The 22,926-nt window shown below is 63.9% G+C and carries 21 protein-coding genes; 15 read left to right on the top strand and 6 right to left on the bottom strand.

Going from position 1 to position 22,926, the window contains the following annotated elements:
• Positions 1-8: 8 nt before the first annotated feature.
• From AKG11_RS11935 to lpxB, 14 genes are all read left to right on the top strand, one after another.
• Positions 9-836 (top strand): cell envelope integrity EipB family protein, encoded by an 828-nt coding sequence (locus AKG11_RS11935; protein WP_024271062.1) that lies wholly within the window; start codon positions 9-11, stop codon positions 834-836.
• A 341-nt stretch (positions 837-1,177) separates the two neighbouring features.
• A complete protein-coding gene (gene rpsB, locus AKG11_RS11930) occupies positions 1,178-1,939 on the top strand; it encodes a 30S ribosomal protein S2 (protein ID WP_023515960.1) in 762 nt (253 codons plus the stop codon).
• A 243-nt stretch (positions 1,940-2,182) separates the two neighbouring features.
• Entirely contained in the window at positions 2,183-3,109 is a 927-nt protein-coding gene (gene tsf, locus AKG11_RS11925) for a translation elongation factor Ts (protein WP_050744016.1), read from the top strand.
• Positions 3,110-3,296: 187 nt separating this feature from the next.
• Positions 3,297-4,019: a UMP kinase gene (pyrH, locus tag AKG11_RS11920; RefSeq protein WP_023515958.1), complete on the top strand. Its 723-nt coding sequence runs from the start codon at positions 3,297-3,299 to the stop codon at positions 4,017-4,019.
• Positions 4,020-4,076: 57 nt separating this feature from the next.
• Positions 4,077-4,637 (top strand): ribosome recycling factor, encoded by a 561-nt coding sequence (gene frr / locus AKG11_RS11915; protein WP_023515957.1) that lies wholly within the window; start codon positions 4,077-4,079, stop codon positions 4,635-4,637.
• Between the two features lie 42 nt (positions 4,638-4,679).
• Positions 4,680-5,426 (top strand): isoprenyl transferase, encoded by a 747-nt coding sequence (locus AKG11_RS11910; RefSeq protein ID WP_050744052.1) that lies wholly within the window; start codon positions 4,680-4,682, stop codon positions 5,424-5,426.
• Entirely contained in the window at positions 5,426-6,259 is an 834-nt protein-coding gene (locus tag AKG11_RS11905; protein ID WP_050744015.1) for a phosphatidate cytidylyltransferase, read from the top strand. Before AKG11_RS11910 ends, AKG11_RS11905 begins: the two co-directional genes overlap by 1 nt.
• 33 nt (positions 6,260-6,292) lie before the next feature.
• The gene (rseP, locus tag AKG11_RS11900) at positions 6,293-7,420 is read left to right on the top strand and encodes an RIP metalloprotease RseP (RefSeq protein WP_371260060.1); all 1,128 of its coding nucleotides are present in this window, start codon (positions 6,293-6,295) and stop codon (positions 7,418-7,420) included.
• 240 nt (positions 7,421-7,660) lie between these two features.
• Positions 7,661-9,991, top strand: coding sequence for an outer membrane protein assembly factor BamA (gene bamA, locus AKG11_RS11895; RefSeq protein ID WP_050744014.1), 2,331 nt, complete (start codon positions 7,661-7,663; stop codon positions 9,989-9,991).
• Between the two features lie 49 nt (positions 9,992-10,040).
• A complete protein-coding gene (lpxD, locus tag AKG11_RS11890) occupies positions 10,041-11,108 on the top strand; it encodes a UDP-3-O-(3-hydroxymyristoyl)glucosamine N-acyltransferase (protein WP_050744013.1) in 1,068 nt (355 codons plus the stop codon).
• On the top strand, positions 11,101-11,568 hold the full coding sequence (gene fabZ, locus AKG11_RS11885) for a 3-hydroxyacyl-ACP dehydratase FabZ (RefSeq protein WP_023516366.1): 468 nt from the start codon (positions 11,101-11,103) through the stop codon (positions 11,566-11,568). The genes lpxD and fabZ overlap by 8 nt, the downstream gene beginning before the upstream one ends.
• A 2-nt stretch (positions 11,569-11,570) precedes the next feature.
• Complete coding sequence (lpxA, locus tag AKG11_RS11880) at positions 11,571-12,380, top strand: acyl-ACP--UDP-N-acetylglucosamine O-acyltransferase (protein ID WP_050744012.1); 810 nt, start codon at positions 11,571-11,573, stop codon at positions 12,378-12,380.
• A gap of 5 nt (positions 12,381-12,385) precedes the next feature.
• The gene (locus AKG11_RS11875) at positions 12,386-13,264 is read left to right on the top strand and encodes an LpxI family protein (protein ID WP_050744011.1); all 879 of its coding nucleotides are present in this window, start codon (positions 12,386-12,388) and stop codon (positions 13,262-13,264) included.
• Positions 13,261-14,439 (top strand): lipid-A-disaccharide synthase, encoded by a 1,179-nt coding sequence (lpxB, locus tag AKG11_RS11870; RefSeq protein ID WP_050744010.1) that lies wholly within the window; start codon positions 13,261-13,263, stop codon positions 14,437-14,439. The genes AKG11_RS11875 and lpxB overlap by 4 nt, the downstream gene beginning before the upstream one ends.
• Before the next feature lie 31 nt (positions 14,440-14,470).
• On the opposite strand, the gene gltA is transcribed toward lpxB, so the two are convergent.
• Positions 14,471-15,760, bottom strand: coding sequence for a citrate synthase (gene gltA, locus AKG11_RS11865; RefSeq protein ID WP_023516370.1), 1,290 nt, complete (start codon positions 15,758-15,760; stop codon positions 14,471-14,473).
• Between the two features lie 308 nt (positions 15,761-16,068).
• Here gltA and AKG11_RS11860 point away from each other — a divergent pair, with 308 nt between their 5' ends.
• Positions 16,069-18,525: a ComEC/Rec2 family competence protein gene (locus AKG11_RS11860; RefSeq protein ID WP_082342409.1), complete on the top strand. Its 2,457-nt coding sequence runs from the start codon at positions 16,069-16,071 to the stop codon at positions 18,523-18,525.
• On the opposite strand, the gene lexA is transcribed toward AKG11_RS11860, so the two are convergent.
• The 5 genes from lexA to trpD form a co-directional block, all read right to left on the bottom strand.
• On the bottom strand, positions 18,519-19,244 hold the full coding sequence (gene lexA, locus AKG11_RS11855) for a transcriptional repressor LexA (protein WP_023512639.1): 726 nt from the start codon (positions 19,242-19,244) through the stop codon (positions 18,519-18,521). The two genes, AKG11_RS11860 and lexA, sit on opposite strands and share 7 nt — an antisense overlap.
• 98 nt (positions 19,245-19,342) lie before the next feature.
• Positions 19,343-20,566: a molybdopterin molybdotransferase MoeA gene (gene glp / locus AKG11_RS11850; protein WP_050744009.1), complete on the bottom strand. Its 1,224-nt coding sequence runs from the start codon at positions 20,564-20,566 to the stop codon at positions 19,343-19,345.
• Complete coding sequence (gene moaC, locus AKG11_RS11845) at positions 20,566-21,063, bottom strand: cyclic pyranopterin monophosphate synthase MoaC (RefSeq protein WP_023512641.1); 498 nt, start codon at positions 21,061-21,063, stop codon at positions 20,566-20,568. Before moaC ends, glp begins: the two co-directional genes overlap by 1 nt.
• Positions 21,064-21,076: 13 nt before the next feature.
• The gene (gene trpC, locus AKG11_RS11840; RefSeq protein WP_050744050.1) at positions 21,077-21,892 is read right to left on the bottom strand and encodes an indole-3-glycerol phosphate synthase TrpC; all 816 of its coding nucleotides are present in this window, start codon (positions 21,890-21,892) and stop codon (positions 21,077-21,079) included.
• Positions 21,893-21,900: 8 nt separating this feature from the next.
• Positions 21,901-22,923, bottom strand: a complete 1,023-nt coding sequence (gene trpD, locus AKG11_RS11835) for an anthranilate phosphoribosyltransferase (RefSeq protein WP_050744008.1) — start codon at positions 22,921-22,923, stop codon at positions 21,901-21,903.
• Positions 22,924-22,926: the final 3 nt, after the last annotated feature.

The following is a 22,926-nucleotide window of genomic DNA, read 5'->3' as shown; positions in this document are numbered from 1 at the left end:
GGAAACGGATGTTTCGTTCAGCCTTTGTCGCGGCCCTGACGGCCGGGGCATGCTTCGCCGGCAGCGGCGTCTCGAGCGCCTTTGCCACGCCGGCGACCGGGCTTGCGCCGCACCGCGCCGTCTATGACCTCAAACTGAAGGATGCGACCGAGCGCTCCGGCATCGCCGGCATGTATGGCCGCATGGTCTATGAGTTCAACGGCAGTCCGTGCGACGGCTATACGGTCAGCTTCCGCTTCGTCACGCAGGTCAATACCGGCGAGGAGACGCGCCTCACGGACCAGCAGACGACGACCTACGAGGACCTGAAGACCGGCAGCTTCCGCTTCCTCACCCGCTCCTTCACCGACGAGAAGCTGGACAAGGAGGTGCGCGGCACGGCGCGCGAGGACAAGAAGGGCGTCAGCGTCGATCTGACTGCGCCGGACACGAGACAGGTGGAGCTTGCCGCAAGCCGCTTCCCGACCGAGCACATGCTCGACGTCATCGATCGGGCCAAGAAGGGCGAGCGTTTCTTCGAAGCGCGCCTCTTCGATGGCTCGGATGCGGGCGACAAGACGCTGATGACGACCGCCGTCGTCGGCAAGAAGGAAAAGCCCAAGGCGGGTGATCCGGACGCCGACAAGGCCGGTTCCTTCTCCAAGGAGGCCTTCTGGCCGGTCTCCATCGCCTACTACAACGACACGAGCGAAGGCGATGCGTTGCCGGTCTACCGCATGTCCTTCAAGCTCTACGAGAATGGAATCACCCGCGATCTCACCATGGACTACGGCGAGTTCGTGTTGAGCGGGAAGCTTGCCAAGCTGGAGATGTTCAAGCAGCAGGAATGCAAGTAGGCGGTTTTGGCTTGCCGGTCACCCTTACCCTCTCCCCGCAGGCAGGGAGAGGGAATGTGCCAAACGAGCGATATTGATTGGGAAAACCGGCGCAGCCTATCCCTTCGCCCTGCTTGCGGGGAGAAGGTGGCTGGCAGGCCGATGAGGGGCGAAACTGCACAGGAGATGCTTTTTTACCCTGCGGCCCTTGATTTGCCGGCAAACTGCGGTTAAAGGGCCGCTCATTCCACACGTAAGGCATGGGATCGTCCGGGAGAAATCCGGACCGTTCCGCCCGGTGGCGCTTCCCAAGGAAGTGCTGTTCGCCTTGCGGAGGTTCAACCGGAAAAGGATAACTAGGCATGGCATTGCCCGATTTTTCTATGCGCCAGCTTCTGGAAGCTGGTATTCACTTCGGCCACCAGACGCACCGCTGGAACCCGAAGATGAAGCCGTACATCTTCGGCGACCGTAACAACGTTCACATCATCGACCTGGCACAGACCGTTCCGCTGCTGTCGCGCGCCCTTCAGGTCGTGTCCGACACCGTTGCCGGTGGTGGCCGCGTTCTGTTCGTCGGCACCAAGCGCCAGGCTTCGGACATCATCGCCGATGCAGCCAAGCGTTCGGCCCAGTACTACGTCAACGCCCGCTGGCTCGGCGGCATGCTGACGAACTGGAAGACGATCTCCAACTCGATCCAGCGCCTGCGCAAGCTCGACGAGATCCTGTCCTCGGAAGGCTCCGGCTATTCCAAGAAGGAGCGCCTGACCCTCGAGCGCGAACGCGAGAAGCTTGAAAAGGCCCTCGGCGGTATCCGCGACATGGGCGGCACGCCGGACCTGATGTTCATCATCGACACCAACAAGGAGTCGATCGCGATCCAGGAAGCCAAGCGTCTCGGCATCCCGGTCGTCGCCATCATCGACTCGAACTGCGATCCGGACCCGATCGATTTCCCGATCCCCGGCAACGACGACGCCTCGCGCGCCATCGCCCTCTACTGCGACCTGATCGCGCGCGCCGCCATCGACGGCATCGCACGCCAGCAGGGCGCTTCGGGCCGCGACCTCGGTGCTTCCGCTGAAGTTCCGGTCGAGCCGGCTCTCGAAGCCGAAGCATAAGGCAAAGGTCGGAGCGGTGTCTTTCGCTCCCGCTTTTCTAGATGACCGAGGCCAGAGAGACGATCCCTGGCCTCGGCTTGTTTGAAGACCCTGTCTGCCACGATCCCCAAGGATCGTTTTGCGGCGACAGGCCAGAGGTGATCTTCATCACCCTGTCACACTTCCGGGTACATTCGTTCCCAAAACCTTGAGTTCGCCGAGGTTTTCCGGCGACACGCAACAAGAACCGACAAGAGGCTCACAATGGCTGAAATCACCGCTGCACTGGTGAAGGAACTGCGCGAAAAGTCCGGCGCAGGCATGATGGACTGCAAGAAGGCGCTGGCTGAAAACAACGGCGACATCGAAGCAGCAATCGACTGGCTGCGCGCCAAGGGCATCGCCAAGGCCGACAAGAAGTCCGGCCGCACCGCGGCTGAAGGCCTGATCGGTATCGCCAGCGCCGGCACGAAGGCTGTTGTCGTCGAAATCAACTCCGAAACCGACTTCGTTGCCCGCAACGATGCCTTCCAGTCCATGGTTCGCGGCGTTGCCGACGTAGCCCTGACGACCGACGGCACCGTTGAAGCCGTTGGTGCCGCCACCTATCCGGCAACCGGCAAGTCGGTCACCGACACGATCAAGGACGCTGTCGCCACCATCGGCGAAAACATGAACCTGCGCCGCTCGGTCCTGTTGTCGGTCGAAGACGGCGTCGTCGCGACCTACATCCACAACGCTGCTGCCGACCGTCTCGGCAAGCTCGGCGTTCTCGTGGCGCTGAAGTCGACCGGCGACAAGGAAGCCCTGAACGCCATCGGCCGCCAGGTCGCCATGCACGTCGCTGCAACGGCTCCGCTCGCCATCCGTGCCGAGGAAGTCGACGCCGCTGTCGCCGAGCGCGAACGCAACGTCTTCATCGAGCAGTCGCGCGCTTCCGGCAAGCCGGACGCGATCATCGAGAAGATGGTCGAAGGCCGCATGCGCAAGTTCTTCGAAGAAGTCGCCCTCTTGTCGCAGGCCTTCGTCATGAACCCCGACCTCACGGTCGGCGCTGCCGTCAAGGAAGCTGAAAAGACCGTCGGCGCGCCGATCGAAGTCGTCGGCATGGCCCGCCTGCTGCTCGGCGAAGGCGTCGAAAAGGAAGAAACCGACTTCGCCGCAGAAGTCGCAGCCGTCGCCAAGGGCTGATTTTCTTAATCCCGTTAGGGAAAAGAACAGGGCGCCGCGTGACAACGCGGCGCCCTTCGTGTATCCGGCTTGCCGAAATGCCTGCCCCGAAATTCTCAAGCGGCGATGGCTGCCCTCAAGCGGGACCGCCCTCGGTTCTGCCCGGCTGCCGGTTCGGGAGAGCAGGCGCACGAGTTCAGGAGCGACCATGACGGCCAAGCCAATCTACAAACGTGTTCTGTTGAAAGCCTCCGGCGAGGCGCTGATGGGCTCGCAGGGCTTCGGCATCGATGTCGCGGTGGCCGATCGCATCGCCTCGGATATTGCCGAGGCGCGGGCGCTCGGCGTCGAGGTCGGCGTCGTGGTCGGCGGCGGCAACATCTTCCGCGGCGTTGCCGTTGCCTCCAAGGGGGGCGACCGCGTTACCGGCGACCACATGGGCATGCTGGCGACCGTGATCAACGCGCTGGCGCTGGCCACTTCGCTGCGCAAGCTCGACATCGACACCGTCGTTCTCTCGGCCATCGCGATGCCAGAGATCTGTGAAAGCTTCTCCCAGCGCGCGACGCTCCATCATCTCTCGCTCGGCCGGGTGGTGATTTTTGCCGGCGGCACGGGCAACCCGTTCTTCACGACTGATTCGGCCGCGGCACTGCGTGCTGCCGAAATGGGTGCCGAAGCGATCTTCAAGGGCACGCAGGTCGACGGCATCTATTCTGCAGACCCGAAGAAGGACCCGACCGCCACGCGCTTCGACCGCCTGACCCACAGCGAAGTGCTCGAAAAGGGCCTTGCCGTCATGGACGTCGCCGCGGTTGCCCTGGCGCGTGAAAACTCCATCCCGATCATCGTCTTCTCCATCCATGAGAAGGGCGGTTTTGCCGAAATATTGACCGGCGGCGGACGCGGGACCATCGTAACCGACAACTGATTCTTGAGGCGCGCACGCGGACCGCGTGCAGCCGCTCTATGAAAACGGGAGTATCCGATGAGTGAAGGTATTGACCTGAAGGAACTGAAGCGCCGCATGGATGGCGCGATTTCGGCCTTCAAGAACGACATCGCGTCGCTGCGCACCGGCCGCGCCTCGGCCAACGTGCTCGATCCGGTGCAGGTCGAGGCCTATGGTTCGCGCGTGCCGCTGAACCAGGTCGCCAACATCTCCGTTCCGGAGCCGCGCATGCTGTCGGTTTCCGTCTGGGACAAGGGCATGGTCGGCGCCGTCGAGCGCGGCATCCGCGAATCGAATCTCGGCCTTAACCCGATTATCGACGGCCAGAACTTGCGTATTCCGCTGCCGGAGCTCAACGAGGAGCGCCGCAAGTCGCTCGTCAAGGTTGCGCATGACTATGCCGAAAAGGCCAAGGTAGCGGTCCGCCATGTGCGCCGCGACGGCATGGACGATCTCAAGAAAGCCGAAAAGGATGGCGATATCGGGCAGGACCTGTCCCGCAGCCAGTCCGAAAAGGTGCAGAAGATGACGGACGACACGATTTTGGACGTCGATCGCTTGCTTGCCGAGAAGGAAAAGGAAATCATGCAGGTTTAAGGCGTTCGCCACCTGCATTTGTTTTCCTTTTCCGGATTGCCCATGAACCAACTTTCGCCCAGCACCGCGCCGGCACACGTCGCCATCATCATGGATGGCAACGGACGCTGGGCGAGTGCACGCGGCCTGCCGCGCGCCATGGGGCACCGCAAGGGTGTCGAAGCGGTGCGCGAGGCCGTGCGCACGGCCGCCGAATGCGGCGTGCGCTATCTCACGCTCTTTGCCTTCTCCTCGGAAAACTGGAGCCGGCCGGAGAGCGAGATCACCGATCTGATGGGGTTGCTGAAGACCTTCATCCGGCGTGACCTTGCGATTCTCCACCGCGAGAACGTGCGCATCCGCGTCATCGGCGACAAGTCGAACCTGTCGAGCGATATTCTGCCGCTGCTGCTGGAGGCAGAAGAGACGACTCGGGAAAATTCTGGCATCACGCTGGTCATCGCCTTCAACTACGGTTCGCGTGACGAGATCGCGCGCGCCGTCAGAAAACTTTCCGAAGAGGTTGCCGCGGGCCGGCTCGATCCGGCTGCGATCACGCAGGAGCGCATCGGCGCATCGCTTGATACTGCCGGCATTCCCGACCCCGACCTCATCATCCGCACCAGCGGCGAGGAGCGGCTTTCCAATTTCCTGCTTTGGCAGGCGGCTTATGCGGAACTGATGTTCATTCCCGAATTCTGGCCCGATTTTTCGCGCGACACCTTCGTCGCCGCGCTGTCGCGCTATGCCATGCGCGAGCGCCGCTTCGGCGGTCTGCAGGCGGCAAAGACGCTTGCGGTGGGTTCGTGATGCACAGTGAACTGCGCCTGCGCATTCTCTCCGGCGTTGTTCTGGCAGTCGTCGTGCTGGCTGCGACCTGGCTTGGCGGCCTTGCCTTCCGTCTGCTCGCTTCGGCCATCGCGCTGCTCGTCTACTATGAATGGTCGACGATCACCCGCATGTCGGAAACGGATTTCCGCGCCAATGCCTTCGGCTGGCTGTCGACGGTTCTCGTCGCGGCGCTGGTGCTCTTCGGCTTTGACGAGCTTGCGCTGCCCGTGCTGATTGCCGCCACACTGGTCGGCATCGTCTATGCGGTTGCGCTGAAGGGCAGCGGCTGGCTTGCCGGCGGCATTGTCTATTCCGGCCTGACGGTGATCTCGCTCGCTGCCATTCGCGGCGACACCGCCCATGGCTTTGCCGCCATGCTGTTCATTTTCGCCGTCGTCTGGGCGACGGACATCCTCGCCTACTTCGTCGGCCGGGCGATCGGCGGGCCAAAGCTCGCTCCGCCCATCTCGCCCGGGAAGACCTGGTCGGGGGCGATCGGCGGGGCGATTTCGGCGGTTGTTGCCGGCACGCTCGTGCATATGGTCTTTTTCCCGCTGAATGGCCTGTGGGTACCGGCCATTGCGCTCGTGCTCTCGGTGTTCAGCCAGATCGGCGACCTTTTCGAATCCTTCATCAAGCGCCGCTTCGGCGTGAAGGATTCCAGCCGCCTCATTCCGGGACATGGCGGCGTCATGGACCGGGTGGACGGCCTTGTTTTTGCCTGCTTCGCCGCGTTCCTCATTGCGCTTGGCGATGCGATCGTTTCGGGCACCGTCAACACGCCGGCCGGCGTGTTCCTTTTCGGCCCGTAGCGGCGACACAGACTGGGGATTGGGACCATGGACATGCTGGCTGGCTCCGTTGGATTCGTGACGGGCTATATCCTTCCCTTTCTGATCGTACTGACCCTCATCGTTTTTGTGCACGAGATGGGTCATTATCTCGCCGGCCGCTGGTCCGGTATCGGCATTACCGCCTTTTCCGTCGGGTTCGGCCCGGAACTTCTCGGTTTCACCGATCGCCACGGCACACGCTGGAAGCTCTCCGCCATTCCGCTCGGCGGCTATGTAAAATTCCTCGGCGATGACGACCCGGCGTCCATTCCGGATTACAATGCCGTCGCCGCACTGCCGGATGATGTGCGCAAGCGCACCTTCCTCGGCGCTGCGCTCTGGAAGAGGGCCGTCACGGTCGCCGCCGGCCCCATCGCCAATTTCATTCTCGCCATCGCCATTTTCGCCGTGATGTTCTCCATCTATGGCCGGCAGATCGCCGATCCGATCGTGGCCGAAGTCCGGCCGGACAGCGCCGCCCAGGAGGCCGGCGTGCGCCCGGGCGACCTGCTTGTCGCGCTCGACGGCAATCCGGTGGCGACCTTCGACGACGTGCGCCGCTATGTCAGCGTGCGTCCGGAACTGACGATCAAGGTGACGGTACGCCGCGATGGCCAGGATCTCGACCTGCCCATGGTGCCCAAGCGTACCGAGATCACCGACCAGTTCGGCAACAAGATCGAGCTTGGCCTGATCGGCATCGTGACCAACCAGGAAAGCGGCAATTTCCGTGTCGTCGAATACGGCCCGGTCGAGGCCGTGGGGCAGGGCGTGCTGCAAAGCTGGCACATCGTGACGGGCACGTTCGACTATCTCTCCAATCTCGTCATGGGGCGCATGAAGGCCGATCAGCTCGGTGGACCTATCCGCGTGGCGCAGGCTTCAGGCCAGATGGCGACGCTCGGTGTTGCCGCCCTGCTTCAGCTTGCCGCGGTTCTGTCTGTTTCCATTGGACTTTTGAACCTGATGCCGGTTCCGGTACTTGATGGCGGCCATCTGATGTTCTATGCGGTGGAGGCTATCCGGGGCAGGCCAGTCGGGCCCGGGGCGCAGGAGATCGCATTTCGCATCGGCATGGCGCTGGTGTTGATGCTGATGGTCTTTGCGACCTGGAACGATATTTCCATGCTTCTCGGCTAAGGTTTGCCGGTCTTCCGGCAGGAATCAAAAGGGGAGCCGCTTTCGCTGAGGCAGTCGTGCTAACGCTCTGTTTACCGTAATGAAACGGATGTAGTGACCTTCGGGCCACGGTTGGAATTGAAGTAAACAGAAATTAACGCGTGCGCTTGCTTGTATGGCAAAAGCGGTTAAAACGGCAAACGTGACCGGAATCGGGCGTACGCGCCTGCCGGGACGTTGAAACGAAGGTAAGTAGTGAAGATGAAAGCTGGTTCAAACTTTTTGAACGCCGTGTCGGCCGTTGCATTGTCGGCCAGTATGGTTGTCACGGGCGGCTCTTTTGCCACGCTTGTCTCCGCCTCCGTCGCGGAAGCGGCCGTTATCCGCAGCATCCAGGTGCGTGGCGCCAGCCGCGTGAGCGCCGATACGGTCAAGGCGAACATCACCATCACGCCCGGCAAGAATTTCTCCAATGCCGATATCGACGCCTCCGTGCGCCGCCTTTTTGCGACCGGCTATTTCTCGGATGTGAAGGTTTCGGTTTCCGGCAGCACGCTCGTCGTCACCGTCGATGAAAACCAGCTGATCAACCAGGTCGTCATCAACGGCAACCGCAAGATCAAGGACGAGAAGCTCGCGCCGGTTCTGCGTTCGCAGTCGCTCGGCCCGTACAGCGAAACCGCCATCGAGGCCGACAAGCAGGCCATCCGTGATGCCTATGCTTCGATCGGTCGTTCCGACGCTACCGTCACGACGCAGGTCTATCCGCTCGGCAATGGCCGCGTGAACGTTGCTTTCGTCGTCGATGAAGGTGACCGCACGAAGATCTCGCAGATCAATTTCGTCGGCAACCAGGCCTACAGCAACAGCCGCCTGCAGGCCGTCGTCGTCACCAAGAAGTCGAACTTCCTGTCGTTCCTGACCCGCAAGGACGTTTACAGCGAAGACAAGCTGCGCGCCGACGAAGAGGCGCTGCGCCAGTTCTACTTCAACAACGGTTATGCCGACTTCCGCGTCGTCTCGTCGGAAGCCGTTCTCGATGAAGCCTCCAACGAATATGTCGTGACCTTCACGGTCGAGGAAGGCCAGCGCTACGACTTCGGTGAAATCAACGTTGAATCGACCGTTGACGGCATCGATGGCGAAGAGCTGAAGGGCCTCGTCGAATCGCGCCCGGGCAAGACCTATCGCGCTCGCGACGTACAGGACTCGATGTCCGAGATTTCCAAGCGCGTCGCGGCCAACGGTTATCCGTTTGCCCGCGTGACCCCGCGCGGCAACCGCGACCTCGGCAACGGCACGATCGCCGTCGATTACCTCGTCGATCAGGGCGAGCGCGCCTATGTCGAGCGTATCGAGATCCGTGGCAACACCCGTACGCGTGACTACGTCATCCGCCGCGAGTTCGATATCGGTGAAGGCGATGCCTTCAACCAGGAAGTCATCACGCGCGCCAAGCGCCGTCTTGAGGCGCTCGGCTACTTCTCGACCGTCAACATCACCACGGCGCCGGGCAGCTCGGCCGACCGCGTTGTGCTCGTCGTCGACGTTCAGGACCAGTCGACCGGCTCGTTCGGTATTGGCGCCGGTTACGAGACGGGCAACAAGGGTGGCTTCAAGCTGGAAGCTTCGATCGAGGAAAAGAACTTCCTCGGCCGCGGCCAGTATATCCGCGTGGCTGCCGGTGGCGGCGAGAATTCGCGCGACTACAACTTGTCGTTCACCGAACCCTACTTCCTCGGTTATCGCCTTGCTGCCGGCTTCGATGTCTTCAAGAACGAGGACGACAGTGAAGATTACTACAGTGTCGATACGCAGGGCTTTACCCTGCGTGTGACAGCTCCGATCACGGAAGACCTGTCGACGTCGCTGCGCTACAACTACACCAAGCTCGACTACAAGTCGGGCGACCTCGACGAGCTGTCGTCGCCGTATCAGCATGTTGTGGTCAACGGTCCGTGGGTTCGTTCTTCGGTCTCGCACAGCCTGACCTACGACACGATCGACGATCGCACACTGCCGCGCGACGGTATCTTCGCCCAGATCACGCAGGAATTTGCCGGTCTCGGTGGCGATTCGGATTTCTACAAGATCTCGGGTAAGGCTCGTTACTTCCACACGCTGCTCGAAGACGCCGATGTCATCGGCTCCATCGCGGTCAGCGGTGGCCATATGTGGGGCCGCAACGACGTGAAGGTCTTCGACCAGTTCACGCTGTCGGCGAACGACCTGCGCGGCTTCGAATCGAGCGGCATTGGCCCGCGTGCGACCTCGACGGGCGATGCGCTCGGCGGAACGACCTACTTCACGGCGTCCGCAGAAGCCTCCTTCCCGCTGCCGTTCATCTCCCGTGACTCGGGCTTCCGCGGCGCTGTCTTCGTTGATGCCGGCACGCTTTACGGCAATGACGTCAAGACCGTTGCGGCCGACAGGGTCCGTGGTGACGACATGAGCCTGCGCGCTTCCGTCGGTGCCTCGATCATCTGGGCTTCGCCGTTCGGCCCGCTGCGTGTCGACTACGCGGTTCCGGTCAAGAAGGAATCCTTCGACGAGGTGCAGCGCTTCAAGTTCGGCATCGCGACCCAGTTCTGAGGTAAGCAGTCCAGAACTGCGAGAAGACGGACGTTCTGGAGTCATGCCTATGGAGCATAACTGGTTCTTTCCGCCCCATGACGGCATTCGTCTGGGTGACCTTGCCACAAGGCTTGGGGCGGAACTCGCCGATCCTGCGCAGGCCGACCGCGTCGTGCGCAACGTTTCGCCCGTCAATCGGGCGAAAGAAGGCGATCTCTGTTACATTCTTTCCCGCAAGTTCCGCGCCGAGCTCGAGACCTGCGAGGCGAGCGCGATCCTGTGCGACCGCGCTCTCGTGTCGCTCGTTCCCCCAAAGACCGCGGTGCTGATTTCAGCCCGTCCGCACACCGCCTTTGCCCGCGCCGGCGAAATCCTGCACCCTTCGGCCATGCGCCCGGAAGCGATGACCTCGGCGCCCGTCGGCGTCGCCCAGGGCGCCTATGTCGATCCGCAAGCGCGGCTTGAGGACAATGTGTCGGTGGAACCGATGGCCGTGGTCGGCAGGGACGCGGAGATCGGCGAAGGCAGCCGCATCGGACCGGGGGCGATCATCGGTGCAGGCGTGCGCATCGGCCGCGACTGCACGATCGCCGCGGGCGTTACGATCCAGTGTGCGCTGATCGGCAACAATGTCATCATTCATCCCGGCGCGCGTATTGGCCAGGACGGTTTCGGTTATGCTCCCGGTCTCAAGCCCGGCATGATCAAGATCGTTCAGATCGGCCGCGTGATCATCCAGGACCATGTGGAGATCGGCGCGAACACGACGATCGACCGCGGCACGATGGACGATACCGTCATCGGCGAGGGGACCAAGATCGACAACCAGGTCCAGGTTGGCCACAACGTGCGCATCGGCCGGCATTGCGGCATCGTCAGTGGCGTGGGCATCGCCGGCAGCACGCGCATCGGTGACGGCGTGATGATCGGCGGCGCAGCCGGCATCAACGGTCATATTACCATTGGCGACGGCGTGCAGATTGCTGCCATGAGCGGTGTCGTCGCCGATATTCCAGCCGGCGAGAAATACGGCGGCATTCCCGCGCGCCCGATGCGCGATTTCCTGCGCGACATGGCGGAGATCGCCATGCGTTCCAGCACTCGAGTCCAGAAAAAGGGGGGCAACGATGAGTGAAGAAACCAAGGCAACGCTCGGCGTGGCTGATCTGCGTGAGATCCTGACGCTGCTTCCTCATCGTTATCCGTTCCTGCTCGTCGACAAGATCGTCGACATCGATGGCGACGATTCTGCTGTCGGCATCAAGAATGTTACGGTCAACGAGCCGCAGTTCATGGGCCATTTTCCCGACCACCCGATCATGCCGGGCGTTCTGCTCATCGAGGGCATGGCACAGACCGCCGGTGCGATCTGCGCCCGCAAGACGCGCTCTGGCTCCAACCTCGTCTATTTCATGACGATCGACAATGCCCGCTTCCGCAAGCCGGTCGTGCCCGGCGATCGCGTCGAGTTCCATGTCGTCAAGCAGAAGCAGCGCGGCAATATCTGGAAGTTTCACTGCGATGCAAAAGTTGATGGGCAACTCGTCGCGGAAGCTGATATCGGCGCGATGATCGTCAAGAAGGAAGACGCCTGATCATGATTGCCGCCAGCGCGAAGATCCACCCGCTCTCCGTCATCGAGGACGGAGCGGTCATCGGTGAGAACGTCGTCGTGGGACCCTTTTGCCATGTGGGGCCCAAGGTCGTTCTCGGCGATGGTGTCGAACTTCTGACGCATGCGGTGGTGACGGGGCGCACGCATATCGGCCGCGGCACGCGCATCTTCGCCAATGCCGTCATAGGTGGCGATCCGCAGAGCGTGAATCACGACGGCGCCGAGACAACCCTCTCGGTCGGCGAGATGTGCGTCATCCGTGAAGGTGTGACGATGAACACCGGCACGACGGAAGGCGGCGGCAAGACCGTCGTCGGCAACCACAACCTGTTTCTTGCCAATTCGCATGTCGCGCATGATTGTCAGCTCGGCGATCACATCATCCTGTCGAACAATGTCATGCTCGCCGGCCACGTGACCGTCGAGGACCGGGTGATCCTGGGTGGCGGTTCGGCGGTGCACCAGTTCACCCGTATCGGCCGGCAGGCCTTCATCGGGGGGCTTTCGGCGGTTGCCTATGACGTGATCCCCTATGGCATGCTGAACGGCAACCCGGGCATCCTCGGCGGCCTCAACGTCGTCGGCATGAGCCGCTCCGGTATGGAGAAAGCGACGATCCATGAGGTTCGCCGCGCCTTCAAGCAGATTTTCGAGGGCGAGGGGTCGATCCGCGCCAATGCGGCGGCGATCCGTGCGGACTATGCCGATAGCGTGCCTGTCATGCACATTCTCGATTTCATCGCTGTCGAAAGCGACCGCGCGCTGTCTTCCCCGAACCGCGGCAAGGGCTGAGCGGCGTGGCGGACAGCCGGCCCCTCGTGCGCGACCGGCTGGCCATCATCGCCGGCGGCGGCCTGCTGCCGCGCTATGTCGCGGATGCGGCCCGCGCCCGTGGCGAGGATCCCTTTGTCCTGGCGCTTCGCGACGAATCCAGCCCGGACTGGACCGGCTTCGACCATCAGGTCATTTCCATTGGCAACTATGCCGGTATTGGCGCCGCCTTTCGGGCGAAGGGCATCGGCCGCGCCGTGCTGTCGGGTTCCGTCCGCCGTCGACCGGAATGGCGTGACATCCATGCGCCGTTGAAAGCGCTCGCCGCCGTCCCGTCCATCATCCGAACCCTGCTGAAGGGGGGGGATGATGCGGTGCTGAAGATGGTCATCCGGTTGATCGAAGCGGAGGGGGTGCGGGTCGTCGGCGCGCACGAAATCGTGCCTGATCTGCTCGGCAGCGAAGGCCCGCTCGGCACCGTCACGCCGGATGCGGCCGCCGAAGCCGACATTGCCGCCGCGGCCGCCGCGGCGCTGGCGCTCGGTCGCCTCGATGTGGGGCAGGGCGCCGTCGCGCTTGGCGGGCGCGTGGTGGCGCTCGAGGGCGCGGAGGGTACGGATGCGATGCTGGAGCGCGTGGCAAGCCTGCGTGCCGCCGGACGCATCTCCACGCGCCGCAAGGGCGTTCTCGTCAAACTGTGCAAGCCCGAGCAGGACCTGCGCGCCGACCTGCCGTCCATAGGCATGGAAACGTTGCACCGCGCCCGCGCCGCCGGCCTTGCCGGGATCGCCGTGGAGGCTGGGCGCTCGCTTGTGCTGGAACGTGCGGCGCTTGTTGCCGAAGCAGATGCGCACGGTCTGTTCGTGACGGGCATCATACCCGAGAGGGCGGAGGCACGGCGATGACGGAAAGCCCTCTGAAAATCGGCGTCATTGCCGGCGAGGTTTCCGGTGATCTTCTCGGTGGCGATCTGATCGCGGCGCTACGGGCCATGTATGCCGGTCCGGTGACGCTGGTCGGGGTCGGTGGCGAAGCGCTGGAGCGACAAGGTCTCAAATCCCTGTTCGATTTCTCCGAACTCTCCATCATGGGCATTTCGCAGGTGTTGAAGCGGCTGCCGTCGCTTATCCGCCGCATTCGCCAGACGGCCGATGCGTTGGTCGCCGCACGGCCGGATGTGCTTCTCATCATCGACAGCCCGGACTTCACCCATCGCGTGGCGCGCCGCGTGCGCAAGGCGCTGCCGGACCTGCCGGTCGTGAATTATGTCTGCCCGAGTGTCTGGGCCTGGAAGCAAGAGCGCGCACCGCGCATGCGCGCCTATGTCGACCATGTCCTCGCGCTTCTGCCGTTCGAGCCTTCCGTGATGGAGCGGCTCGGCGGCCCTGCGACCACCTATGTCGGCCACCGGTTGGTCAGCGATCCCGACATCCAGCAGGTTCGTGCCGCACGGCTTGCCCGTGGCGAACGCGCGCCGGGCGAGTGCGCGTGCCTGCTGCTTCCCGGTTCACGCGGCACGGAAATCACCCGTCTGCTGCCGGTCTTTGGCGAAGCGGTGCAGGAAATTATCGGGCGCAACCCCGGCACGCGCTTCCTTCTGCCGACCGTGCCGCGGCAGGAGGCGCTGGTGCGGAAACTGACGGCGGACTGGCCGGTGCAGCCGCAGATCACCGTTTCGACCGCGGAGAAGTGGCAGGCCTTCATCGAAGCCGATGCGGCGATCGCGGCCTCCGGCACCGTCATCCTCGAACTGGCGCTCGCGCGCGTGCCTGTCGTCTCGACCTATCGTTTCGACTGGCTCGCCAACCTCTTCCTCGGCAAGGTGAAGATCTGGACGGCGGCGATCCCCAACATCATTGCCGACTACACCGTCGTGCCGGAATATCTGAACGACATGGTGCGCCCCGGCAGTCTGACCCGCTGGGTCGAGCGGCTTTCGACCGATACGGCCCAGCGCAGCGCCATGCTGGAAGGCTATGACCTCGTACACACGCGCATGCGGACACAGCGCCCGCCCGGCGAAACTGGCGCGGCGGTCATCCTGGACCTTCTTGCAACAAAAAAGCCCGGTCGAAACTGACCGGGCTTTTTCATGGATGGCTCCGCTGAAATCAGCGCTTGGAGACCGGTACGTAGTCCCGCTTCGGGGCACCGATATAGAGCTGGCGCGGGCGGCCGATACGCTGCTCCGGATCCTCGATCATCTCGTTCCACTGGGCGATCCAGCCGACCGTGCGGGCGAGCGCGAACAGCACCGTAAACATGGTGGTGGGGAAGCCGAGCGCCTTCAGCGTGATGCCGGAGTAGAAGTCGATGTTCGGGTAGAGCTTCTTCTCGATGAAGTAGTCGTCCGTCAGCGCGATGCGCTCCAGCTCCATGGCGACTTCCAGCATCGGATCGTCCTTGATGCCGAGTTCGCCGAGAACCTCGTGCGTCGTCTTCTGCATGATGCGGGCGCGCGGGTCGTAGTTCTTGTAGACGCGGTGGCCAAAGCCCATCAGGCGGAACGGGTCGTTCTTGTCCTTGGCCTTGGCGACATATTCCGGGATACGCTCGACCGAGCCGATTTCCGCGAGCATGTTGAGCGCGGCTTCGTTGGCGCCGCCATGGGCCGGGCCCCAGAGGCAGGCGATGCCGGCCGCGATGCAGGCGAACGGGTTGGCGCCGGAGGAACCGGCGAGACGAACCGTCGAGGTGGAGGCGTTCTGCTCGTGGTCGGCATGCAGGATGAAAATGCGGTCCATGGCGCGCGAGAGTACTGGGTTGACCACATAGTCTTCGCAGGGCACGGCAAAACACATGCGCAGGAAGTTCGAGGCGTAGTCGAGGTCGTTCTTCGGGTAAACGAAGGGCTGGCCGATGTGGTACTTGTAGGCCATCGCGGCGATCGTCGGCATCTTGGCGATCATGCGCAGCGAGGCGACCATGCGCTGGTGCGGATCGGTGATGTCGGTCGAGTCGTGGTAGAAGGCCGAGAGCGCGCCGACACAGCCGCACATGACGGCCATCGGGTGGGCGTCGCGACGGAAGCCGGTGAAGAAGCGGCTCATCTGCTCGTGCACCATGGTGTGGTGCGTGACGCGGTAATCGAAATCGTCCTTCTGGGACTTGGTCGGCAGTTCGCCGTACAGCAGAAGGTAGCAGACTTCGAGGAAATCGCCGTGTTCGGCCAACTGTTCGATCGGATAGCCGCGATGCAGCAGAACGCCTTCGTCGCCGTCGATATAGGTGATCTTCGATTCGCAGGACGCGGTGGAGGTGAAGCCCGGATCGTAGGTGAAGGTGCCGGTGTTCTTGTACAGCGTGCCGATGTCGATCACATCGGGGCCGATCGTACCGGATCGCGTCGGCAGCTCAACCGCTTTGCCACCGACCGATACACCCGCGCTTGTTCCTGTCATAACGATCCTCCGTTGTTTCCAATGGCGGCACGAAGTTGTGCCGGAACCATGAACATGCTCGTTTTGCTAGCCCATTTGCACCTGCCTGCCAAGCGAGACGAAAGGCAAATTGTGCATTGCGGAAATAGGCTTTCCGGCAACGCAATATCTACCCTTTCCAGCAAGTTTCAAGCAACTTTTACGCGTGTTTCGCGAAATGCGGAGGTGGCATCCTTTCTGTCTGGCTTAGCACTTGCGGCAACCACTGTTGATTGAAGTTTCCATCATTCGGTTGCATAGTGGCGGTGTGAACGGGTGGGGCCGGGATCATGGAGAAGGGCAAGGGCGCAGAACGGCGGGAGGTGCCCGAGGCGCATGCCTGGCGGGCGGCGCCTGACGATGCTCCTCTGCCGGTCCCGGCACGCGATCCGCTGGCCCGCAGGGGCAGGGTCGTGATGCTTCTGACAGCGGCGGGGCGCCTGAGGAGTGCTTCCGAGACGCCGCAGACGTGGTCCGCCGCCTTCGCGCAGGAACGGGCACATGGCCATTTCTTCCTGTTCGTGCCGGTCTTCCTTGGTGCTGGAGCGGCCCTGTGGTTTTCCGCCGTTACTGATCCATCGCTTCCAGCACTGCTGCTTTTCGCTGCCTTCGCGTTCTGGCCCGCCTGGCGCTTCCGACATCGGGAGGACTGGACTGCGCTCGCCGCCGGGGCAATACTCTTCGTTCCGGTCGGCATGCTGCTGGCGGCGCTCGAAAGCGCGCGGCTCGATACGGTCGTGCTTGATGCGCCCGTTACCACCGATGTCAGCGGGCGGGTGCTGGCGCGCGAGAGTGACGAACGGGGTGCGATCCGCTACCGCATCGCGCTCGATACGACACGCGACCCGGTGCTCAAACGCCCGCCCGGCGTGGTGACGCTCCTCGCCCGCAGTCGGCATGCGCCGATCCCGATCGGCGGTGGGATATCCGGACGGGCACGGCTCGGGCCGCCCTCCGGCCCGGCGCTTTCCGGCCTCAACGACTTCGCCTTCGACGCCTATTTCGCCGGCACCGGCGCGGTCGGCTACTTCTATCAGGCCCCGCGTGCGGTTGCAGTGGCCGAGCCGGGCGCCGAGGGTCGGATTCGACAGACGGTCGCGGCCTGGCGCAACAACCTCACCGAGCATATCCGCGGGCGGATTGGCGGCGATGCCGGCGCGATCGCCGCGGCCCTGGTGACGGCGGAGCAGCGGGCGATCAGCACGGAAACGGTGGAGGCATTGCGAGAGGCGGGGCTTGCCCATGTGCTGGCCATTTCCGGGCTCAACATGGTGCTCGCCGCCGGCACCTTCCTCGTCGGCGCCCGCGTTCTGATGGCACTGATCCCGGGCTTTTCCGAACGCTATCCCGCCAAGAAGATCGCCGCCGCCGGCGCGCTCGTCATGGTGACGCTCTATATCCTCGTTTCGGGCGGTGCGATCTCCGCCGTGCGCTCGTGGATCATGATCTGCATCATGCTGGTGGCGGTGCTGTTCGGCCGTGCGGCGATCAGCCTGCGCAATGTGGCGCTCTCGGCCATCGTTATCCTTGCCGTGACGCCGTCGGCCGTCACCAATCCGGGTTTCCAGATGTCCTATGCCGCAACGCTCGGGCTCGTCGCCGGCTATGCGGCCTGGCGGGAACGTCCCGTCCGCCGCGAGGACGAGGGAGGGCGCCTGAAACTGTTCGGTGGCGCGCTGGGGCGCTTCTTTGGCGGGTTGCTCCTGTCCTCGCTGATCGGCGGCTTCTCGACCCTGATCTATTCCATCGGTCATTTCCATCGCATCCCGGCCTATGGACTTGCCGGCAACCTGCTCGCCATGCCTGTCATCAGCGCGATCGTCATGCCCTTCGGCCTCATCGCCGTACTGCTCATGCCTTTCGGCCTCGATGGCGTGCCCTTCGCGATCATGGGCAAGGGCATCGAGTGGATGATCGCGCTGTCGACATGGGTTGCGAGCTGGAAGGGCGAGATCGTCACCGGCCGCATTCCCTCGATTGCGTTCCTGCTGATCGGTTTTGGTGGCGGGCTTGTCTGCATCCTGCGCACGCGGCTGCGCCATGCGGGAACGCTGCTTGTCGGGATCGGCCTCGCCATCGCCTGCTTTCCGGCTGGAGGGGCCACGCCGGAAGCGCTGGTGTCCGAGGATGGCCGCCTCGTTGCCATCCTTCGCGGCGAAACCGTCGCCACAAACCGGGCAAGACCGCCAGACTTCATCTATGCGCAGTGGCGGCGCGCCCTTCGGCTCGGCGAACTTGTAAAACCCGAGATCCGCAGAAGCGCCGGCTTGACCCTTGAAGAAGCCGTCAGCACCGCGGGTGCCGCAGAAAGCCGGAACAAGCCCCGGCGCAGGGCCGACCGGCAGAAGGCGAGGGCCGCCATGGCGTCCGCGCTCGCGGCGGCCCGGGTCGGCAATGGCTTCGTCTGCGAGGCAAAGGCCTTCTGTGCCGCCGTCTCGCCAAGCGGCTGGCGGATCGTGACCCTCGACGACGTCGCCTTCCTGGGCACGGCCTGCGACGCTGCCGACCTTGTCGTCGTGTCCCTGGCCCTGCGGCTAAATGCCTGCCGCTCGGGTGCGCGCCTGGTGACGGCGCGTCATTTGAGGCGAACCGGGGCCCTCGAAATCCACCCGGATGCCGAAGGCCTATCCAACATCTTTTCAGCTGCGCAGATCACACCGGCCGTGGAAAGTCTCGATCGGCCCTGGGCCCGCCACCGCAGCTACGACTGGCGCACGGGCAGTTTCGATCAGCCGGCCGATCAGTGATAGCGGCGGATGAGGCCGACCAGCTTGCCCTGGATTTTTACCCGGTCCGGCCCGAAGATGCGGGTCTCGTAGGCGGGGTTTGCCGCTTCGAGCGCGATCGACGCGCCCTTGCGGCGAAAGCGCTTCAGCGTGGCTTCCTCGTCGTCGACAAGCGCGACGATGATTTCGCCGGGATTGGCGCTGCTCGCCGTGCGGATGATCACCGTGTCGCCATCGAGAATGCCGGCCTCGATCATCGAATCGCCCTTGACCTCCAGCGCATAGTGATCGCCGTTGCCGATCATCTCGGCCGGAACGGTGATGTCATGGGTGTTGTTCTGGATGGCGGAGATCGGCACGCCGGCAGCGATGCGGCCCATGACAGGCACGGAGACGGATGAGGAAACCTCGGCCACGGGCGTGCGCTGCGGCGGGGCGGCGACGGGAGCGGGGGGCTGCTTGCCGCGACTGCCCTCGATGACGGCAGGTGAAAAGCCGCGGCGCGGCTGCAGGCTCTGGGTATAGGCTTCGGGAAGCTTTATCACCTCGAGCGCGCGGGCCCGGTTCGGCAGGCGCCTAATGAAGCCGCGTTCCTCCAGCGCCGTGATGAGGCGGTGGATGCCCGATTTCGACGCGAGATCCAGCGCGTCCTTCATCTCGTCGAAGGAGGGAGGAATACCGGACTCCTTCATCCGTTCATGAATGAACAGGAGAAGTTCCTGTTGTTTCCGCGTGAGCATGGCCCCTCCACCGAGAATCGAGTGAAACAAATCCAGAACAGACACTATCTGTTCCATATGTGTTCTGCAAGGGCCTGCTGAAACAATAATAGTACTGTTCAGGCGGATGGTTCGCGCAGGAGAAGCACTGTACAGGGCGCGCCTGCAGGGGCCGCCGGCGCGTGGGGTGCGCGGACGAGAAGGGCCTCGGATGCGGCGAAGGCCTTCATCATGGAGGAATCCTGCTTGTCGAGGGGCGTGACGAGCAGGTCTCCGGCGGGGTCGCGGGCAATGCGTGCGCGAACATAGTCCTGCCGGTGGTCGTTCTCCTTGAGCGGCACGGCGGCAATGGCCGGACGTTCGCGGTTTTCCGCTGGAAGGCGCGCGAGGCGGCGCACGACGGGAACGAGGAAGAGGTGCGAGCAGACGAGACTTGAAACAGGGTTGCCGGGCAGGCCCACGACGTGCACGTCGCCGAGGCGGCCGACCATCAGGGGTTTGCCGGGGCGCATGGCGATGCGCCAGAAATCGAGGTCCATGCCGGCTTCGCCGAGCACGGGCTGCACAAGGTCGAAATCCCCGACGGATGCGCCGCCGAGTGTGACGAGCGCATCGATACCGAGCGACAGTGCGTGGCGCACGGCGTTCAGAATTGCGTCCTTGTCGTCGCCGACGATACCGAGGTCGATCACCTCGGCGCCTGCCGCGCGGGCGAGCGCAGCGACGCCGTAGGTGTTGGATGCAATGATCTGGCTGGCGCCTGGGGGTGTGCCCGGCGACACAAGCTCGTCGCCGGTGGCGAGCACGGCGATGCGCGGGCGTGCATAGACGGTCACCGCCGCATGGTTCATGGCTGCCGCGACCGTCAGGCGGCCGGCATCGAGCACGTCGCCGGTCCTCAGGACGATTTCGCCTTCGGAAAAATCCTGGCCGCGCGGGCGGATGTGGCGGCCCTTCGGTGTGAGGAAGGTGGTGCGGATGCGACCGTCTTCCAGGACCTCGGCATCTTCCTGCAGGAGCACGGTATCGGCGAAGGCCGGCAGCGGGGCGCCGGTGAAGATACGCACGGCCTCGCCGGGGCCTGCGGTGCCCTGGAAGGCGTGGCCAGCGGACGACATGCCCGCAACGCTCAGGATCGAGCCGAGCGTGGCTATATCCGCGTGGCGCACGGCATAACCGTCCATCGCGGAATTGTCGAAGGGCGGCTGCGTCAACTTGGCAGCGACATCCTCGGCAAGCACGCGGCCATCCGCCTCGTGCAGCCGGACCAGCTCTGTCCGCTGTGTCGGCCGGGCGGCCGAAAGCAGGCGATGGAGGGCGTCTTCGACAGGCAGCAGCGACATCAGCCTGCGTCTCCGCGCCGGTAGTCGCCGGAGCGTCCGCCGGATTTTTCGACGAGGCGGATGCCGCCGATCTCCATCTCGCGGTCTGCGGCTTTCGCCATGTCGTAGATGGTGAGGCAGGCGACGCTGACGGCGGTGAGCGCCTCCATCTCCACGCCGGTGCGGCCGGTCAGCTTGGCCATTGCCTCGATCCGCAGTCCCGGAAGGCTGCGGTCCTCGCGGATGTCGACCGCGACCTTGCTCAGCATCAGGGGATGGCAGAGCGGGATGAGGCTGGCGGTCTGCTTGGCGGCCATGATGCCGGCAAGCCGCGCCGTACCGATCACGTCGCCCTTCTTGGCGTCGCCCTTGAGGATGAGGTCCAGCGTTGCCGGCGCCATGCGGATGAACCCTTCGGCAACCGCGATGCGCACCGTCTCGGCCTTGCCGCCGACATCCACCATGTTGGCTTCGCCGGACGCGCCGATATGCGTGAGCGTGCGGGCCTCGCCCGTCATTTCGAGACCGCCATCATTCCGCTGCCAGCATGCCGGCCGAGCCGGTAAGGAGCTCGCGAGTGGCGGCCGCCACGTCATCCTTGCGCATCAGGCTTTCGCCGACGAGGAAAGTGGAGATGCCGACCTTGCCGAGGCGTTCGCAATCCGCATGGGTGAAGATGCCGCTCTCGCCAACGAGCAGGCGGTCATCCGGCACCATGCTTGCGAGCTTTTCGGAAACGGCAAGATCCACGTCGAACGTGCGCAGATTGCGGTTGTTGATGCCGACGAGCTTGGACTTGAGCTTCAGCGCGCGTTCCATTTCAGGCGCATCATGCACCTCGATGAGCACATCCATGCCGAGCGCGAAGGCGGCGTCTTCCAGCATCTTCGCATCGTCGTCGCTGAGCGAGGCCATGATGAGAAGGATGCAGTCCGCACCCCAGGCACGGGCTTCCAGCACCTGGTAGCCGTCGAACATGAAGTCCTTGCGCAGCGCCGGCAGGGTGCAGGCCGCCCGCGCCGCTGTCAGGAATTCCGGCGCACCCTGGAAGCTCGGTGTGTCCGTGAGAACGGAAAGGCAGGCGGCTCCGCCGGCCTCATAGGCCTTCGCCAGCGCCGGCGGATCGAAATCCGGCCGGATGAGGCCCTTGGAGGGGCTTGCCTTCTTGATCTCGGCGATGAGGCCGAAGCGGCCTTCCGCCTTTTTCGCCTTGAGGCTCGCAAAGAAGCCCCGCGGCGGCTCCTGGTCGCGGATGCGCGCGCGAAGCTCGGCGGGGGAAACACGCGCCTTGGCGGCGGCGATTTCCTCCAGCTTGTAGGCTTCGATCTTCTTCAGGATATCGGTCATGGACAATCCTACTCCGCCTGGCCTTCGTTGGAAACTGCGACAAGGCGTTCCAGAACGGTGCGCGCACGCCCGCTTTCCAGCGCTTCGGTGGCGAGGCGCATGCCGTCCCTGAGCGTTTCCGCCTTGCCGGCGACGACCAGCGAGGCCGCGGCATTGGCGAGCGAAATGTCCCGGTAAGGCATGTGCGCGCCGCCGAGCACGGACAGGAGGGCGGCGGCATTGTGCGCGCCGTCTCCACCGCGCAAGTCGTCCAGTGCGACCTGGGGAAGGCCGAAATCGGCGGGCGTCAGTTCGAAGGTGCGGATCTTGCCATCTTCGAGCGCGGCGACCTTCGTCGTGCCCGTCGTGGTGATCTCGTCGAGGCCTTCGCCATGCACAACCCAGATGCTCTCCGAGCCGAGATCGCGCATCACTTCGGCGATCGGCAGCAACCAGTGCGGCGAGAAGACGCCGAGCAGCTGGCGTTTGACGCTGCCGGGGTTCGAAAGCGGGCCGAGCAGGTTGAAGATCGTGCGCGTGCCGAGTTCGACGCGCGACGGGCCGACATGCTTCATGGCAGGATGGTGCAGCTGCGCGAACATGAAGCCGAGGCCGGCATCGTGCACGCAGCGTGCGATCTCCGCGGGGCCGATGTCCAGCTTTACGCCGAGGCAGGAGAGGGCGTCCGCCGTGCCCGACTTCGAGCTGAGCGCCCGGTTGCCGTGCTTTGCGACCGGAACGCCGGCGCCCGCGACGATGATCGCCGCGAGCGTCGAGATGTTGTAGGTGCCGGCGCCGTCGCCGCCCGTGCCGACGATGTCCACCGCATCGGCGGGAACATTGACCGGCAGCATGCGGGCGCGCATCGAGCCGACGGCGCCGTAGATCTCGTCGACGGTCTCACCGCGCACGCGCAGCGCCATCAGGAAGCCGCCGATCTGCGAGGGCGTGGCGGCACCGGACATGATGATCTCGAAGGCGCCGCGGGCGTCCTCGCGGTCCAGCGTCGCGCCCCCGGCAACCTTGGCGATATAGGGTTTCAGGTCGGACATGCG

Source organism: Shinella sp. SUS2, assembly GCF_001262505.1.
Lineage (GTDB): Bacteria > Pseudomonadota > Alphaproteobacteria > Rhizobiales > Rhizobiaceae > Shinella.
This window is presented reverse-complemented; position numbering and strand designations above follow the sequence as displayed.